This is a genomic window from Tistlia sp. (assembly GCF_040905785.1).
Taxonomy (GTDB): domain Bacteria; phylum Pseudomonadota; class Alphaproteobacteria; order Kiloniellales; family DSM-21159; genus Tistlia.
On the sequence record NZ_JBBDQW010000003.1, the window covers coordinates 1 to 13,629 of the forward strand.

A 13,629-nucleotide genomic window follows, 5' to 3' on the forward strand; every position below is an offset into this window, starting at 1 on the left:
TTCTCCAACTCTCATGACACTCAGGCCGCATCACAAATCCCGGACACCAGTGCGCTTGCGCGGGGATGACGAAAGAGAGGGGGCGGGGATGACGGAAGGAGGTGCCGACCCTCAGCTCGCCTTTCGCGCCGCCGAGGTGCCGCCGCCCAGGGTGCGCCAGTCGGTGGTCTTCGGCACGATGCCCTGCCAGGAGGCGATCTCGACGTGCGGGATCCGCGGCTCGCTGGTGCCCAGCGCCGGGCCGCCGTCGCGGACCTGCCCGGCGGCCTCGACCATCAGGCGGCGGAACTCGACGATGGCCAGATCGCTGGCGCCAAGGACGTCCTTGGTGCGGTCGACGATCGGGCCCATCGAGACCCACATGGCGATGTCCTGGTTCGGGATGCCCTTGATGCCGGTGAAGTTGCCGGCGGCCATCGCCTGGCGGTCCTGCCCGAAGTCGTTCTCGAAGGTCCGCAGCGTGTTGTGGTCCTGGTCGAGGTCGATGCCGACCCGGGTGTGGTTGAACTTGCGCCAGGTTTCGGTGTCGGGGCAGTTCTCGCCGCCCCAGGCGACGAAGTAGAAGGCGCTGTGGGTGTCGTCGATCGGCACGATGACGCTGGCGACGTTGTAGGAGCTGTTCGGCGGGATCAGCGAGACGAAGGGCGCGACGTAGACGGTCATGCGGATGTAGTCGTGGCTCGCGGCGTTCTTGATCGGCCGGCGGATCGCGACGTAGCGGAAGCCGTAGGGCGTGCGCTCGGCCTGCAGGCGCGGCGACTTGTCGGTCGAGGGCCGCAGCCAGTTGCTCTCGGTGGCGCCGGCGCTCTCGACCCGGGCCGGCACCATGTCCGAGGAATGCAGGCTCGAGGAGTGCGCCGAATCGATCTGGCCTTCCGTGATCTGCGCCCAGTTGGCCGGCACCTTGACCTTGAGGATCGCCACCTTGGTCTCCTCGTCCGGCGAGAAGGGCGGGCGCTCGAACGCGGGCATGGCCTCGGCCTCGCCCATCCAGATCCACACGAAGCCGCCGGCCTCGCGCGCCGGATAGGCCTTGTGCTTGACCTTCTCCCTCAGCGGGCTCTCCGCCGGCTCGCTGGACATCTCCAGCACGTTGCCTTCGACGTCCATCTTCCAGCCGTGATAGAGGCAGCGCAGGCCGCACTCCTCGTTGCGGCCGTAGACCAGGGAGGCGCGGCGGTGCGGGCAGAGCTCGTCGAGTACGCCGACCCGGCCCTCGCTGTCGCGGAAGGCGACCAGGTTCTCGCCCAGCAGGCGCACGCGCACCGGCTTGCCGTCCGGCTCGGCAATCTCCTCGGAGAGCAGCGCCGGCACCCAGTGCTGGCGCATCAGCCGGCCCATCGGTGCGTCCTTCTCGACGCGGCACAGCAGGTCGTTCTCCTCGGCGGTCAGCATGGCGGTCCTCCCGGTCACGTGGCTCGGCGAAAAATTTTAGATATCTAAGTAATTCGGGTCAATCAGCTTGACCCCGTATTTTAGATATCTAAGGTAATTGCCGCGCGAGGCCAAGGCCTTGGACGGAAAGGCGGGAGAGACGGCGGATGGCGGAGGATCCGATCGGCAGCGGGCTGCGGCCGCTGCTGGTCCGCAGCAAGAGGCAGCTGACGCCCGACATCTGGCGCTTCGAGCTGGTCGATCCCGAAGGTGGCGAGCTGCCGCCCTTCGAGGCCGGCGCCCACGTCACGGTCGAGACGCCTTCGGGCGCCCGGCGCACCTACTCGCTCAGCAACGACCCCGCCGAGCGCGACCGCTACGTGCTCGGCGTCAAGCAGGAGCGCGCCGGCCGGGGCGGCTCGACCAGCCTGATCGAGCAGGTCGGCGAGGGCGACCGGGTGCCGGTCTCGGCGCCGATCAACCGCTTCCCCCTGCAGCCGGCCGGCGAGTACCTCTTCGTCGCCGGGGGCATTGGCATCACGCCGATCCTGGCGATGCTGCGCCAGGTCGCGCGCGAGGGCGAGGCCAAGTTCAAGCTGGTCTACTGCACGCGCAGCCCGGAGCTGACCGCCTTTCGCGAGGAGCTGCAGGACCCCGCCTTCGCCGGCAAGGTGCGGCTGCACCACGACGACGGCGACCCCGACAAGGTCTTCGACTTCTGGGAGCTCTTCGAGAAGCCCGGCAAGGCCCACGTCTACTGCTGCGGGCCACGCCCCCTGATGGAGGAGGTCCGCGCCGTCACCGGGCACTGGCCGGAGGCTGCAATTCACTTCGAGGACTTCGCCAGCGACGTCGAGGCGATCCGCCCCGACGACAGGTCCTTCGCGGTGCGCAACGCCAGGACCGGCGAGCGCGTCGAGATTCCGGCCGACGCGACCATCCTGGAGACGCTGCGGGCCCGGGGGCATCGGCTGCCGAGCTCCTGCGAGAGCGGCACCTGCGGCTCCTGCAAGACCCGTTTGGTGGAGGGCGAGGCGGAGCACCGCGACCTGGTGCTGAGCGAGGCGGAGCGCGCCGACCACCTGATGATCTGCGTCTCGCGCGCCAAGTCCGACGAGCTGGTGCTGGAGTGGTGAGCGAGACCGCCCCAGTCGGGCGTGCCATCGGGCTCGGCGTCTGCGGCCTGGGCCGCGCCTTCATGCTGATGCTGCCGACCTTCGCCCGCGACCGCCGCGTCCGCCTCGTTGCCGCCACGACCCCGAGCGAGAGCGGCCGGGCGCGCTTCGCCGAGGAGTTCGGCGGCCGCACCTACGCGACCCTGGTCGAGCTCTGCGCCGATCCCGAGGTCGAAGCGATCTACGTCGCCAGCCCGCACCAGTTCCATGCCGAGCAGGTCGCCCAGGCGGCCGCCGCCGGCAAGCATATCCTGGTCGAGAAGCCGCTGGCGGTCTCCCTGGAGGACGGCAAGGCGATGGTCGCCGCCGCCGCGGCCGCGGGCGTCCACCTGATCGTCGGGCCGAGCCATTCCTTCGATCGCCCGATCCTGGAGACGCGCGCCCTGATCGACAGCGGCGCGGTCGGCCGGCTGCGCATGATCCAGGCGCTCAACTATACCGACTTCCTGTACCGGCCGCGCCGTCCCGAGGAGCTGGTGACCAGGGCCGGCGGCGGCGTCGTCTTCAGCCAGGCGGTGCACCAGATCGACGTCGTCCGGCTGCTCGGCGGTGGGCTGGTCCGCTCGGTGCGCGCCCACACCGGCGACTGGGACCCCGAGCGCCCGACCGAGGGCGCCTACGCGCTGCTGCTGGACTTCGAGGACGGCGCCTTCGCTTCGCTGACCTACAGCGGCTACGCCCGCTTCGACAGCGACGAGCTGTGCGGCTGGTTCGGCGAGCTCGGCGCCCGCAAGTCGCCCGACGGCTACGGCCGGGCGCGCCGGGCGCTGCGCGGCCTGGAATCCGCCGAGGCGGAAGCGGCGCTGAAGCGCACCCGCACCTACGGCGGCGCGGCCGGCGCCACGCCGGATGCGCCGCCGCCGGCGGCCCACGAGCACTTCGGCTTCCTGGTCGCGAGCTGCGAGCGGGCCGACCTGCGGCCGCTGCCCGACCGCCTGCTGGTCTACGGCGACGAGGCGATCGAGGAGCGTCCGATCCCGGCGCCCGGGATCCCGCGCCGCGAAGTCGTCGACGAGCTCTGGGCGGCGGTGGTCGAGGACCGCGCCCCCGCCCACGACGGCGCCTGGGGCCTGGCCTCGCTCGAGGTCTGCCACGGCATCCTGCGCTCGGCCGCCGAGCGGCGCGAGATCGCCATGACGCTGCAGGTGCCCTACGGTCCCGCCGCGAGATGAAGGCGGCCTGCTGAGGCCCCCGACGGAAGGAGGAAACCCGCCCCGTGTCCAAGCTTCGGCTCTCGGTCGCCATCGGCGACTACGACCGCAACCGCGCGCTGCTCGACGGGCGCGTGCAGATCGACGGCGTCGATCCGGTCTTCATGACCCTCTCGCCGGAGGAGATCTTCTTCCGCGCCTTCCGGCACCGCGAGTTCGACATCTGCGAGCTGTCCTTCAGCTCCTATCTGGTGACCGTCGACAAGGGCGATCCCGCCTATGTCGCGATCCCTGCCTTCCTCAGCCGCGCCTTCCGCCACACCTCGATCTACGTGCGCGACGACAAGGGCATCGAGCGGCCGGAGGATCTCAAGGGCAAGCGCATCGGCCTCGCCGAGTACCAGCTGTCGGCCAACGTCTGGGCCCGCGCCCTGCTCGAAGACGACCACGGGGTACGGCCTTCGGACGTGACCTGGGTGCGCGGCGGCATGGAGACGCCGGGGCGGCCCGAGAAGATCCCGCTGCAGCTGCCGCCGGAGATCCGGCTGGAGCAGGCGCCGGAGGGCCGCTCGCTGAACGCCCTGCTGGCCGAGGGCGAGATCGACGGCTTCATGGGCCCGCGCACGCTCAGCTGCTTCGACCAGGGCCACCCGAAGGTGCGCCGCCTGTTCCGCGATCCGACGTCGGCGGCCGCCGACTACTACCGGCGCAGCGGCATCTTCCCGATCATGCACCTGCTCGGGCTCAGGCGCGAGATCGCCGAGGCGCAGCCCTGGCTGCCGGCGGCCCTGCTCAAGGCCTTCGGCCGCTCCAAGGCCGCCGCCCTGGCACTGCTCTCCGACACCTCGGCGACCAAGGTCACCCTGCCGTTCGTCGAGGAGCAGCTCGCCGCCGCCAGGGCGCTGATGGGCGAGGACTACTGGTCCTACGGCGTCGCCGGGAACCGCCCGGTCCTGGAGAACTTCCTCGATCACCACCACCGCCAGGGCCTGTCGAAGCGCCGCCTGACGATCGAGGAGATCTTCCATCCGGCGACCCTGGAGGCGCACTCGATCTGAGGGAACGGAACTGCGCCACCTTTCTTCTCTTTCTTTCCGCCGCCTCTCGTCATTCCCGCGAAGGCGGGAATCCATCGGCTTTCGCCGGGGCGCGCGGACGCCCACCATGGATCCCCGCCTCCGCGGGGATGACGAGGAAGGACTGGGAAATGACGGAAGGGGAGGGTCTCCTTGACGCTGCGCCCGACCGCGAAGCGGGGTCGGCCGTGAAGAGTCAAGATATCGAGTGCCAGGGTCACACTTCTGCTTCGGCTGGCCCCGAGCGACAGTCGGATAGCCCTCGCTCAGCCCCACTCGACCTCGAAGGTCTCGACGACATCGGCGACCTGTTCGGGCGTCAGCAGGCGGGGATCGCAGCCGCGCAGCAGCAGGGCCAGGCGCGCCGTCTCCTCGAGCTCCTCGATCGCGTAGACGGCCGCGGAGAGGTCGGCGCCCGCCACCACCGGGCCGTGGTTGGCCAGCAGCACGGCGCTGCGCCGGCCCTCGAGCGCGCGAACGGCCTCGCCCATGGCCGGGTCGCCGGGCCGGAAGTAGGGCAGCAGCCGGACCTTGCCGAGGCGCATCACCGAGTAGGCCGTGAGCGGCGGCAGGGCATCGTCGGGATCGGTCTCGGGCAGCAGCGAGAGTGCTACCGAGTGGGTCGAGTGCAGGTGCACCACCGCGCCGCTGCGCGCGCCCCGGGTCGCGTAGAAGGCGCTGTGCAGGGCCATCTCCTTGGTCGGCTTGTCGCCCGTCAGCAGCCGGCCGTCGGCGTCGAGCCGGCTGAGTCGCGCCGGGTCGAGGTCGCGGAAGGAGGAGCCGGTCGGCGTGACCAGCAGGCCGCCGTCCTCAAGGCGCAGCGAGATGTTGCCCGAGGCGCCCGCGGTCAGGCCGCGCTCGAAGAAGGAGCGGGCCGCCCGGCAGATCGCCTCGCGCTGGGCCGCCTCGCTGGTCACCGGTCGGGGCCCAGCACCGCGAGGGCGCTCTCGAAGAAGTCGGGCGCGCCGAAATTGCCGGACTTGAGTGCCAGCGCGAGGCCCTGCTCGGCGTCGAAGAGGGCCGGCACGCCCGGCGCGATCTCGGGGCCGATGCGCAGGCTCTCGGTCTTCAGCGCCGCCGTGACGGCGCCCGAGGTCTCGCCACCGGCGACGACGAAACGGCGCAGGCCGCGGCCGGCCAGCAGGGCCGCCAACTCGGCGAAGAAGGTCTCGACCGCGCTCGCCACGGCGTCGCGGCCGTGGCTTGCCTGCAGGGCCGAGACCGCCTCGGGGTCGGCCGTCGAATAGACCATCGGCCCGGCGTCCAGCACCGAGAGCACCCAGTCGGCGGCCTCGGCCGCGGTCTGCTCGCCGGTCAGGACCCGGAGCGGCTCGACCGCCAGAGCCGGGTGGTGGCGGCTGTAAGCCGAGACCTGGCCGCGCGTCGCCGCCGAGCAAGACCCAGAGAGCACGACTCCCGGGCCCGCGACCGGTTCCCAGCCGCCCTCGCCGCGACCGGAGCGCTCCTCGAAGTTCGCCGGCAGGCCGAGCGCGACGCCCGAGCCCCCGGTGACCAGGGCGACGCCGGCCGCCGCCTCGCCGATGACCCTGAGGTCGCCGTCGGCGACGGCGTCGAGCACGACGACCGGACGACCGGCGCCGACCTCCGCCTCGAGCGCCGCGGTCACCGCCGCGGCCCCCTCGGCGATGGTCTGGTACGGCACGTGGCCGACGCCCAGCCTGGTCTGCAGGGTCAGCCAGCGCCGGATGTCGGGATCGGTCATCGGCGTCAGGGGGTGGTTCTCCATCCCCGACTCGCTGAGCAGACGGTCGCCGACGAAGAGGTGGCCCTGGAAGACCCGCCGGCCGTTGGTCGGGAAGGCCGGGCAAACCAGGGCGCGGTCGGCGCCGAGCTCTGCCATCAGCGCGTCGATGACCGGGCCGATGTTGCCGTCGGGCCGCGAGTCGAAGGTCGAGCAGTACTTGAAGAAGAACTGGCGGCAGCCCTGGCGGCGCAGCCAGGCGAGCGCGGCCAGGCTGTCGGCCACGGCCTCGGCGGCGGGGCAGGTCCGCGACTTGAGGGCGACGATGCCGGCTTCGACGTCGGGCGCGGCGTCGCGCGTCGGCACGCCGCAGTACTGGACCGTCCGCAGGCCCTCCCTGGCCAGGGTCGAGCCCAGGTCGCTGGAGCCGGTGAAGTCGTCGCCGATGCAGCCGAGCAGCATGTCAGCGCTCCGCCGTCTCTGGGCATGGGTCGAACGGCACCTGCACCTCCCGCCGCTGGAAAGCGGTCAGACTAGCGGACTCGCGCCGCCGGTGGCCAGGGCGGGACGCGCGCCTCCGCTCTCGCACCGGCTGCGCCCCCTCACACCACGTTGCGCTCGAGGATCGGGTCGTTGCGCAGGATCCGCTCGTAGTCGAAACGCGAGAGATCGAGGCTCCGCCAGCCGCCGTGGACGATCAGCTCCATGATGCCGCGGCCGACCGCCGGGCTCTGCTGCAGGCCGTGGCCCGAGAAGCCGTTGGCGAAGAGGAAGTTCGGCAGCTCCGGATGCGGTCCCAGGATCGCGTTGTGGTCGAGCAGGCTGACGCTGTAATGGCCGGCCCAGGCGCCGGTCGGCTTGATCGCCTCGAAGGCCGGGATGCGCTGCGCCAGGCCCGGCCAGAGCACCTCCTCGAAGGGCGTCCAGTCGACCTCCAGGTCCAGGGTGTCGGGATCGGGCTCGCCCGCCTTCGGCGCGATGCCGCAGATGAAGCCGCTGCCCTCGGGGCGCACATAGAGGCCGCTGGGGTCGATCACCAGCGGCATGCCCGGCAGCTCGGCCTTGCAGTCGAAGACGAAGACCTGGCGCTTGCGCGGCGCCACCGGCAGGTCGAGCCCGGCCAGGGCGGCGACCTCGCGGGCCCGCGGGCCGGCGGCGTCGACCACCCAGTCGGCGCTCAGCGTCGCGCCCGAGGCCAGGGCGACGCCGCTGGCGCGGCCGTTGGCGGTGGCGATCCCCGTCACCTGGTCCTCGCGGTACTCGGCGCCGAGCGAGCGGGCCTTGCGCCGGAACGCCTGGAGCAGGGCGAAGGGATCGAACCAGCCTTCCATCGAGAGGCCGAGGCAGCCGCCGGCCAAGTCCTCGACGTTCATCCAGGGTAGGCGCGCCTGCAGCGCCGCCGATTCGAGCAGCAGGTTGTCGGCACCCAGCGCCTTCTGGAGCGCGTGGTTTTCCTGCAGCACCGGCCAGCCGGCCGGGCTGGCCAGGAACAGGTAACCCTTCTCCCGGAAGCCGACCTCGGGGACCTCGCCCTCGACCGCGAGCCAGTCGGCGACGTTCTTCAGGAAGTGCGCGCCGAACAGCGAGATCTCGATGTTCTCTCTTGTGGAGAACTGCTGGCGGATCGAGCCGGCCGAGCGGCCGGTCGAGCCGTCGCGGTAGCTGAAGTCCCGCTCGACGACCAGCACACGTCGGCCGGCGAAGCCCGGCTCGGCGGCCAGCCAGTAGGCGATCGCGGAGCCGATCACCCCGCCGCCGACGACGATCACGTCGTAGTGCTTGCTGCTGCTCATGGGGCGGCTTGATAGCGGGTCCGGCCGGGGTTGCGCCAGACCCTGGCTGCTGCCCGGGGCGTCGGCCTTTGCCATTGCCAGGGCGGGCAGGAACGCGAAACAATGCCCCCATAAGAACGCCCGGTCTGGCCGGGTGGCAGGCAGCCGGTGGCCATCCGGGCGTCACAGCAAGGACGCAAGGGAGGAAGCTCATGGCTTCTGGCAACGGAGGAACCGGGGCGGCGCGCTGCGCCGTGCTGGTGGGACCCTACACGGCGGGCAAGACTTCGCTGCTCGAGGCCCTGCTGCACCACGCCGGCGCCACCCAGCGCAAGGGGCGGGTGACCGACGGCAACTCGGTCGGCGACGCCTCGCCGGAGGCCCGCGCCCGGCAGATGACGGTCGAGCTCAACGTCGCCTCCTGCGAGTACCTGGGCGACCGCTGGACCTTCCTCGACTGCCCCGGCTCGGTCGAGCTCGGCCAGGAGGCGATGAACGCCCTGATGGCCGCCGACGTCGCCGTCGTCGTCGCCGAGCCCGAGCCCGACAAGGCGGTGGCGCTGACGCCGATCCTGAAGTTCCTCGACGACTGGCAGATCCCGCACCTGGTCTTCGTCAACAAGATGGACCGGGCCAACGCGCGGGTCCGCGAGCTGCTCGCGGCCTTCCAGGCCGTCTCCAGCCGCCCGCTGGTGCTGCGCCAGGTGCCGATCCGCGAGGGCGAGGCGCTGACCGGCTTCGTCGACCTGGTCAGCGAGCGCGCCTGGCACTACGAGCCGAACCGTCCCTCCTCGATGATCGAGATGCCGGAGCAGGTCAGGGAGCGCGAAAGCGAGGCGCGCCGCGAGCTGCTCGAGGCCCTGGCCGACTTCGACGACGGCCTGCTGGAGCAGTTGCTCGAGGACAAGGAGCCGGCGACCGAGGAGGTCTACGCCCAGCTCGCCAAGGACCTGCGCGACGACCTGATCGTGCCGCTGCTGTTCGGCTCGGCCGAGCAGGACCACGGCATCCGCCGCCTGTTCAAGGCGCTGCGCCACGAGACGCCGCCGGTCGAGGCGACTGCCGAGCGCCTCGGCATCCCTGCCGACGAGAGCCTGGCGGCGACCGTGGTCAAGACCTTCCACCTGCCGCACACGGGGCGCATCTCGCTGCTGCGGATCTGGCGCGGCGGCCTGAAGGAGGGCGCCACGATCGGCGGCACGCGTCCCTCCGGCCTGTTCCGCCTGCAGGGCGGCGGCTCGGAGAAGGCCTCGGAAGCCGGGCCGGGCGACCTGATCGGGCTCGGCCGCATGGAGGAGCTCAAGACCGGCGACCTGGTGACCTCCGCGGGACGCCAGGAGGAGCGTGGCCTGCCCTGGCCAGAGCCGCTGTCGCCCGTCTACGCCGTGGCGCTGGAGCCGGCCAAGCGCGAGGACGAGGTCAAGCTGACCGCGTCGATCGGCAAGCTGATCGAGGAGGACGCCTCGCTGTCGATGGAGCACGACGCCGACGCCAACGAGCTGCGGCTCTGGGGCCAGGGCGAGATCCACCTGCAGATCGCCGCCGAGCGCCTGAAGAGCAAGTACAACGTCGAGGTCGCGACCCGCGCGCCGACCCCCGCCTACCGCGAGACGATCCGCAAGGCGAGCGAGCACCACGCCCGCCACAAGCGCCAGACCGGCGGCCACGGCCAGTTCGCCGACGTCAAGGTGCGCATCGCCCCGACCGGGCGCGGCGAGGGCTTTCGCTTCCACAACAAGGTCGTCGGCGGCGCGGTCCCCAAGCAGTTCATTCCGGCCGTCGAGCACGGCGTTCTCGACTACGCCCGGCGCGGGCCGCTCGGCTTCCCGGTCGTCGACTTCGAGGTCACGCTGTTCGACGGCCAGTTCCACGCCGTCGATTCCTCGGAGATGGCCTTCCGCACCGTCGGCCGCATGGCCATGAGCGAGGCGCTGCCGGACTGCGAGCCCGTGCTGCTGGAACCGATCTGCGAAGTCACGGTTTTCGTCCCCAGCGAGTTCACCAACAGGGTCCACGGCCTGCTCAGCGGCCGGCGCGGGCAAATCCTCGGCTTCGACGCGCGCAAGGGCTGGCCGGGCTGGGATGCGGTCAAGGCGCACCTGCCCCAGGCCGAGCTGCTGGACCTGATCGTGGAGCTGCGCTCCCTGACCCAGGGCGTCGGCAGCTTCCGCTGGCACCACGACCACCTCCAGGAGCTGCACGGTAAGCTGGCCGATCAGGTCGTCGAGCAGCACCGCGCCGAGGCCGCCCAGTAGGGATGTTCCGCAGTCCGCCCCGTGGCCTGGGGCTTTTCTTAGAATAATTATAATCAGTCTTGCAAATCGGTGCGGAGACGCCACTTTTGTCAGGAGCGCAGCGTGCGCCCGCTCAGACAGAAGGAGACCGTCATGTCCCTGAACACCGGAATCGCCGCAGAGGACCGCAAGGTCATCGCCGAGGGGCTGTCCAAGGTCCTGGCCGACAGCTACACGCTCTATCTCAAGACCCACAACTACCACTGGAACGTCACCGGCCCGGGCTTTCCGCAGCTGCACCAGCTGTTCGAGGAGCAGTACACGGGACTGGCCGCCGCGGTCGACGAGATCGCGGAGCGCATCCGCATCCTGGGCTTCCCGGCCCCGGGCAGCTACAAGCAGTTCGCCGAGCTGAAGAGCATCGAGGAGGCCGACGGCGTGCCCTCGGCCAAGCAGATGGTCGAGCAGCTGGCGGCCGACAACGAGGCGGTCGCGCGGCGCGCGCGCTCGGTCTTCCCGGCGGCGGAGAGCGCCCAGGACGAGGCGACCGTCGACCTGCTGACCCAGCGCATGGCGGCGCACGAGAAGGCCGCCTGGATGCTGCGCTCGACGGCCGGCTGACCGGTCGCCCGCAGCACCGGCGGATCAACTGCCGACGAGCGAACTGAGAGAGGGCAGAGGGCGTGGGGGCAATGGAGGTCGTGCTGCGCGGCGGGCTGGCGAGCCTGCTCGCCGGCCTGGGCACGGGCGTCGGCGCCTTCGCGATCTTTTTTCTGCGGCGCATGAGCCCGGCGCTCGAGACGACCCTGCTGTCGCTCGCCGCGGGCATCATGCTCGCCGCCGCCGCCTTCTCCCTGCTGCTGCCCGGCCTGGAGGTGGCCGAGCTGCGCGGCTACGGCGAGAGCGGCGCAGCTATCGTCATGGCGCTGTCCGTGCTCGCCGGCGGCGGCCTGTTCTGGGTCGCCAACCGCTTCGTGCCGCACGAGCACTTCGTCAAGGGACGCGAAGGGCCCGGCGGGCCCGACGCGGTGACCAGCCGCAGGCTCTGGCTGTTCATCATCGCGATCTGCCTGCACAATTTCCCGGAAGGCTTGGCGGTCGGCGCCGGCTTCGGGCAGGACGACCTGGGCGCCTCGATAGCCCTGACGGTCGGCATCGCCATTCAGAACATGCCCGAGGGCTTCGTCGTCGCCGCCGCCCTGGTCGCCCTCAACTACGGCGTCCGGCTCTCCTTCTGGCTGGCCCTGCTCACCGGGCTGATCGAGCCGGTCGGCGGCATCCTCGGTGCCGCCGCGGTGGCCCTGGTCCAGCCGGCCCTGCCCTGGGCGCTCGGTCTTGCGGCCGGGGCGATGATCTTCGTCGTCGCCGGCGAGATGATTCCCGAGACTCATCGCAAGGGCTTCGAGAGCCGGGCCACCCTCGGCCTGCTCTGCGGCTTTGCCCTGATGCTGCTGCTCGACGGTCTGCTGTAGCGCCCTCGCAGCGGCTCCGCTACCCTTCCGGCGGACGTCCGCAGACGGCGTCGAGCTGCATCTCTGAGGAAAGGGAAGATCGAGCATGGCCAGCGAAGGTTTGCACGCGCCGCGGGAGCGACTCACCGAAAAAACTCTCAACCTGCACCACGCGATCGTCTCGCTGACCGAGGAACTGGACGCGGTCGATTGGTACCGACAGCGCGCCGACGACTGCGATGATGCGCAGCTCAAGGCGATCCTGCTCCACAACATGCGCGAGGAGATGGAGCACGCGGTCATGGTCCTGGAGTGGCTGCGGCGCAACGACACCGACTTCGCGGGCATGCTCAAGGAATACCTCTACACCGAGGGCGATATCGCCCACCACGAGGACTGATCTGCCGCCGCCTGCCGCCGCCCACCACCGCCGCCTCTTCACGCCGATCGTACGGGCGCTCGCGCGCTGTTGATTTCGTCTCGGCCCGGCCGAGCGCTAAGTAGGAGGCAAGCAACGGAGGCGAAGCGATGCTGATCAAGCGAAAGCGCGGCTGGGAACTGCCGGAGAGCCAGGCGACCCCGGAATCGATCTTCCTGGAGCGCCGCCGCCTGGCGAAGGCCCTGGCGGCCGGACCGCTGCTGCTCGGCGCCGCTGCCCTGGTGGGCGGCCGGGTGGGCGAGGCGGCGGCCGCCGAAGCGGACCCCTCGGCGGGCCTCTACCCGGTCAAGCAGAACATGCGCTACCGCCTAGACCGGCCGCTGACCGACGAGAAGCTGGCGACGACCTACAACAATTACTACGAGTTCGGCTCGTCCAAGAACATCTGGCGGGGCGCCCAGGACCTGCCGATCCGGCCCTGGTCGGTCAGCATCGGCGGCCTGGTCGAGGAGCCCTTCGAGATCGGCATCGACGAGCTGCTGGCCAAGATGCCCCTCGAGGAGCGGCTCTATCGCCTGCGCTGCGTCGAAGCCTGGTCGATGGCCGTGCCCTGGTCGGGCTTCGCGCTCGCCGAGCTGGTCAAGCTCGCCAGGCCCCTTGCCTCGGGCAAGTACCTCAAGATGGTCACGCTGGAGGACTACGACGTGATGCCCGGCCAGCGCGCCGGCTGGTACCCCTGGCCCTACGTCGAGGGGCTGACGGTCGCCGAGGCCAGCAACGAGCTGGCCTTCATTGCGACCGGCCTCTACGGCAAGCCGATTCCCAAGCAGAACGGCGCGCCGCTGCGCCTCGCCGTGCCCTGGAAGTACGGCTTCAAGTCGATCAAGTCGATCGTCGCCTTCGAGTTCACCGAGGAGCGGCCGGTCTCCTTCTGGGAGGACATCCAGTCCCGGGAGTACGGCTTCTGGGCTAACGTCAACCCGGAGGTGCCGCATCCGCGCTGGAGCCAGGCGAGCGAGCAGGTCCTCGGGACCGACGAGAAGGTGCCGACGCAGCTCTACAACGGCTACGGCGAGTTCGTGGCCGATCTCTATGCGGGGATGGCGGAGGAGAAGCTGTACATGTAGCTCGGCGCACCGCAGGACAGTGCGAGCGCGCAAGGGGGGGCCGGTCGGGTGGCCCCCCTTTCTCGTCAGGAGCTGACGCCGGGGTCGCCAGGCGGACCGTCGTCTCGCTTCTCCGCCAGCACCCCAAGCCGCTTCCGTTGGCGCGACAATCCGGCTGCAGCACAAAAAAATGCCGGGACAAAAAAATG

The 13,629-nt window shown here is 70.7% G+C and carries 12 protein-coding genes; 8 read left to right on the plus strand and 4 right to left on the minus strand.

Translation table 11 applies throughout. From position 1 onward, the window contains the following. Positions 1 to 111: 111 nt before the first annotated feature. Positions 112 to 1,395, minus strand: coding sequence for a Rieske 2Fe-2S domain-containing protein (locus WD341_RS00360; RefSeq protein WP_368423413.1), 1,284 nt, complete (start codon positions 1,393 to 1,395; stop codon positions 112 to 114). A 146-nt stretch (positions 1,396 to 1,541) separates the two neighbouring features. On the opposite strand from WD341_RS00360, the gene WD341_RS00365 reads away from it, so the two are divergent. Genes WD341_RS00365 through WD341_RS00375 form a run of 3 tightly spaced genes read left to right on the plus strand, consistent with a single transcriptional unit; the run spans position 1,542 to position 4,758 of the window. Beyond that, on the plus strand, positions 1,542 to 2,510 hold the full coding sequence (locus WD341_RS00365; protein ID WP_368423414.1) for a 2Fe-2S iron-sulfur cluster-binding protein: 969 nt from the start codon (positions 1,542 to 1,544) through the stop codon (positions 2,508 to 2,510). Then, complete coding sequence (locus WD341_RS00370; protein WP_368423415.1) at positions 2,507 to 3,721, plus strand: Gfo/Idh/MocA family protein; 1,215 nt, start codon at positions 2,507 to 2,509, stop codon at positions 3,719 to 3,721. Before WD341_RS00365 ends, WD341_RS00370 begins: the two co-directional genes overlap by 4 nt. Before the next feature lie 44 nt (positions 3,722 to 3,765). After that, positions 3,766 to 4,758, plus strand: coding sequence for an ABC transporter substrate-binding protein (locus WD341_RS00375; protein WP_368423416.1), 993 nt, complete (start codon positions 3,766 to 3,768; stop codon positions 4,756 to 4,758). Positions 4,759 to 5,042: 284 nt separating this feature from the next. Here the strand turns inward: WD341_RS00375 and WD341_RS00380 are convergent, their stop codons facing one another. From WD341_RS00380 to WD341_RS00390, 3 genes are all read right to left on the minus strand, one after another. Further along, positions 5,043 to 5,693: an aldolase gene (locus WD341_RS00380; protein ID WP_368423417.1), complete on the minus strand. Its 651-nt coding sequence runs from the start codon at positions 5,691 to 5,693 to the stop codon at positions 5,043 to 5,045. Beyond that, positions 5,690 to 6,940, minus strand: coding sequence for a 3-oxo-tetronate kinase (gene otnK, locus WD341_RS00385; RefSeq protein WP_368423418.1), 1,251 nt, complete (start codon positions 6,938 to 6,940; stop codon positions 5,690 to 5,692). Before otnK ends, WD341_RS00380 begins: the two co-directional genes overlap by 4 nt. A 140-nt stretch (positions 6,941 to 7,080) precedes the next feature. Then, positions 7,081 to 8,271, minus strand: a complete 1,191-nt coding sequence (locus WD341_RS00390) for an NAD(P)/FAD-dependent oxidoreductase (protein WP_368423419.1) — start codon at positions 8,269 to 8,271, stop codon at positions 7,081 to 7,083. A 191-nt stretch (positions 8,272 to 8,462) separates the two neighbouring features. Between WD341_RS00390 and WD341_RS00395 the strand changes: the two genes are divergently transcribed. From WD341_RS00395 to msrP, 5 genes are all read left to right on the plus strand, one after another. Next, positions 8,463 to 10,505: an elongation factor G gene (locus WD341_RS00395; RefSeq protein ID WP_368423420.1), complete on the plus strand. Its 2,043-nt coding sequence runs from the start codon at positions 8,463 to 8,465 to the stop codon at positions 10,503 to 10,505. Positions 10,506 to 10,637: 132 nt separating this feature from the next. Continuing rightward, the gene (locus WD341_RS00400) at positions 10,638 to 11,105 is read left to right on the plus strand and encodes a Dps family protein (protein WP_368423421.1); all 468 of its coding nucleotides are present in this window, start codon (positions 10,638 to 10,640) and stop codon (positions 11,103 to 11,105) included. Positions 11,106 to 11,176: 71 nt separating this feature from the next. Then, positions 11,177 to 11,956 carry a ZIP family metal transporter gene (locus WD341_RS00405; RefSeq protein WP_368423424.1) on the plus strand — a complete coding sequence of 260 codons (780 nt, stop codon included), beginning with the start codon at positions 11,177 to 11,179 and terminating at the stop codon, positions 11,954 to 11,956. 85 nt (positions 11,957 to 12,041) lie between these two features. After that, positions 12,042 to 12,335, plus strand: a complete 294-nt coding sequence (locus WD341_RS00410; RefSeq protein ID WP_368423422.1) for a ferritin — start codon at positions 12,042 to 12,044, stop codon at positions 12,333 to 12,335. A gap of 128 nt (positions 12,336 to 12,463) precedes the next feature. After that, positions 12,464 to 13,441, plus strand: coding sequence for a protein-methionine-sulfoxide reductase catalytic subunit MsrP (gene msrP / locus WD341_RS00415; RefSeq protein WP_368423423.1), 978 nt, complete (start codon positions 12,464 to 12,466; stop codon positions 13,439 to 13,441). The last annotated feature ends 188 nt before the right edge of the window (positions 13,442 to 13,629 follow it).

Excerpts from the sequence above, each read along its gene's own strand:
- WD341_RS00360 (WP_368423413.1), bottom strand. The coding sequence starts at position 1,395 with ATGCTGACCGCCGAGGAGAACGACCTGCTGTGCCGCGTCGAGAAGGAC.
- WD341_RS00365 (WP_368423414.1), top strand. The coding sequence starts at position 1,542 with ATGGCGGAGGATCCGATCGGCAGCGGGCTGCGGCCGCTGCTGGTCCGC.
- otnK (WP_368423418.1), bottom strand. The coding sequence starts at position 6,940 with ATGCTGCTCGGCTGCATCGGCGACGACTTCACCGGCTCCAGCGACCTG.
- WD341_RS00390 (WP_368423419.1), bottom strand. The coding sequence starts at position 8,271 with ATGAGCAGCAGCAAGCACTACGACGTGATCGTCGTCGGCGGCGGGGTG.
- WD341_RS00395 (WP_368423420.1), top strand. The coding sequence starts at position 8,463 with ATGGCTTCTGGCAACGGAGGAACCGGGGCGGCGCGCTGCGCCGTGCTG.
- WD341_RS00400 (WP_368423421.1), top strand. The coding sequence starts at position 10,638 with ATGTCCCTGAACACCGGAATCGCCGCAGAGGACCGCAAGGTCATCGCC.
- WD341_RS00405 (WP_368423424.1), top strand. The coding sequence starts at position 11,177 with ATGGAGGTCGTGCTGCGCGGCGGGCTGGCGAGCCTGCTCGCCGGCCTG.
- WD341_RS00410 (WP_368423422.1), top strand. The coding sequence starts at position 12,042 with ATGGCCAGCGAAGGTTTGCACGCGCCGCGGGAGCGACTCACCGAAAAA.
- msrP (WP_368423423.1), top strand. The coding sequence starts at position 12,464 with ATGCTGATCAAGCGAAAGCGCGGCTGGGAACTGCCGGAGAGCCAGGCG.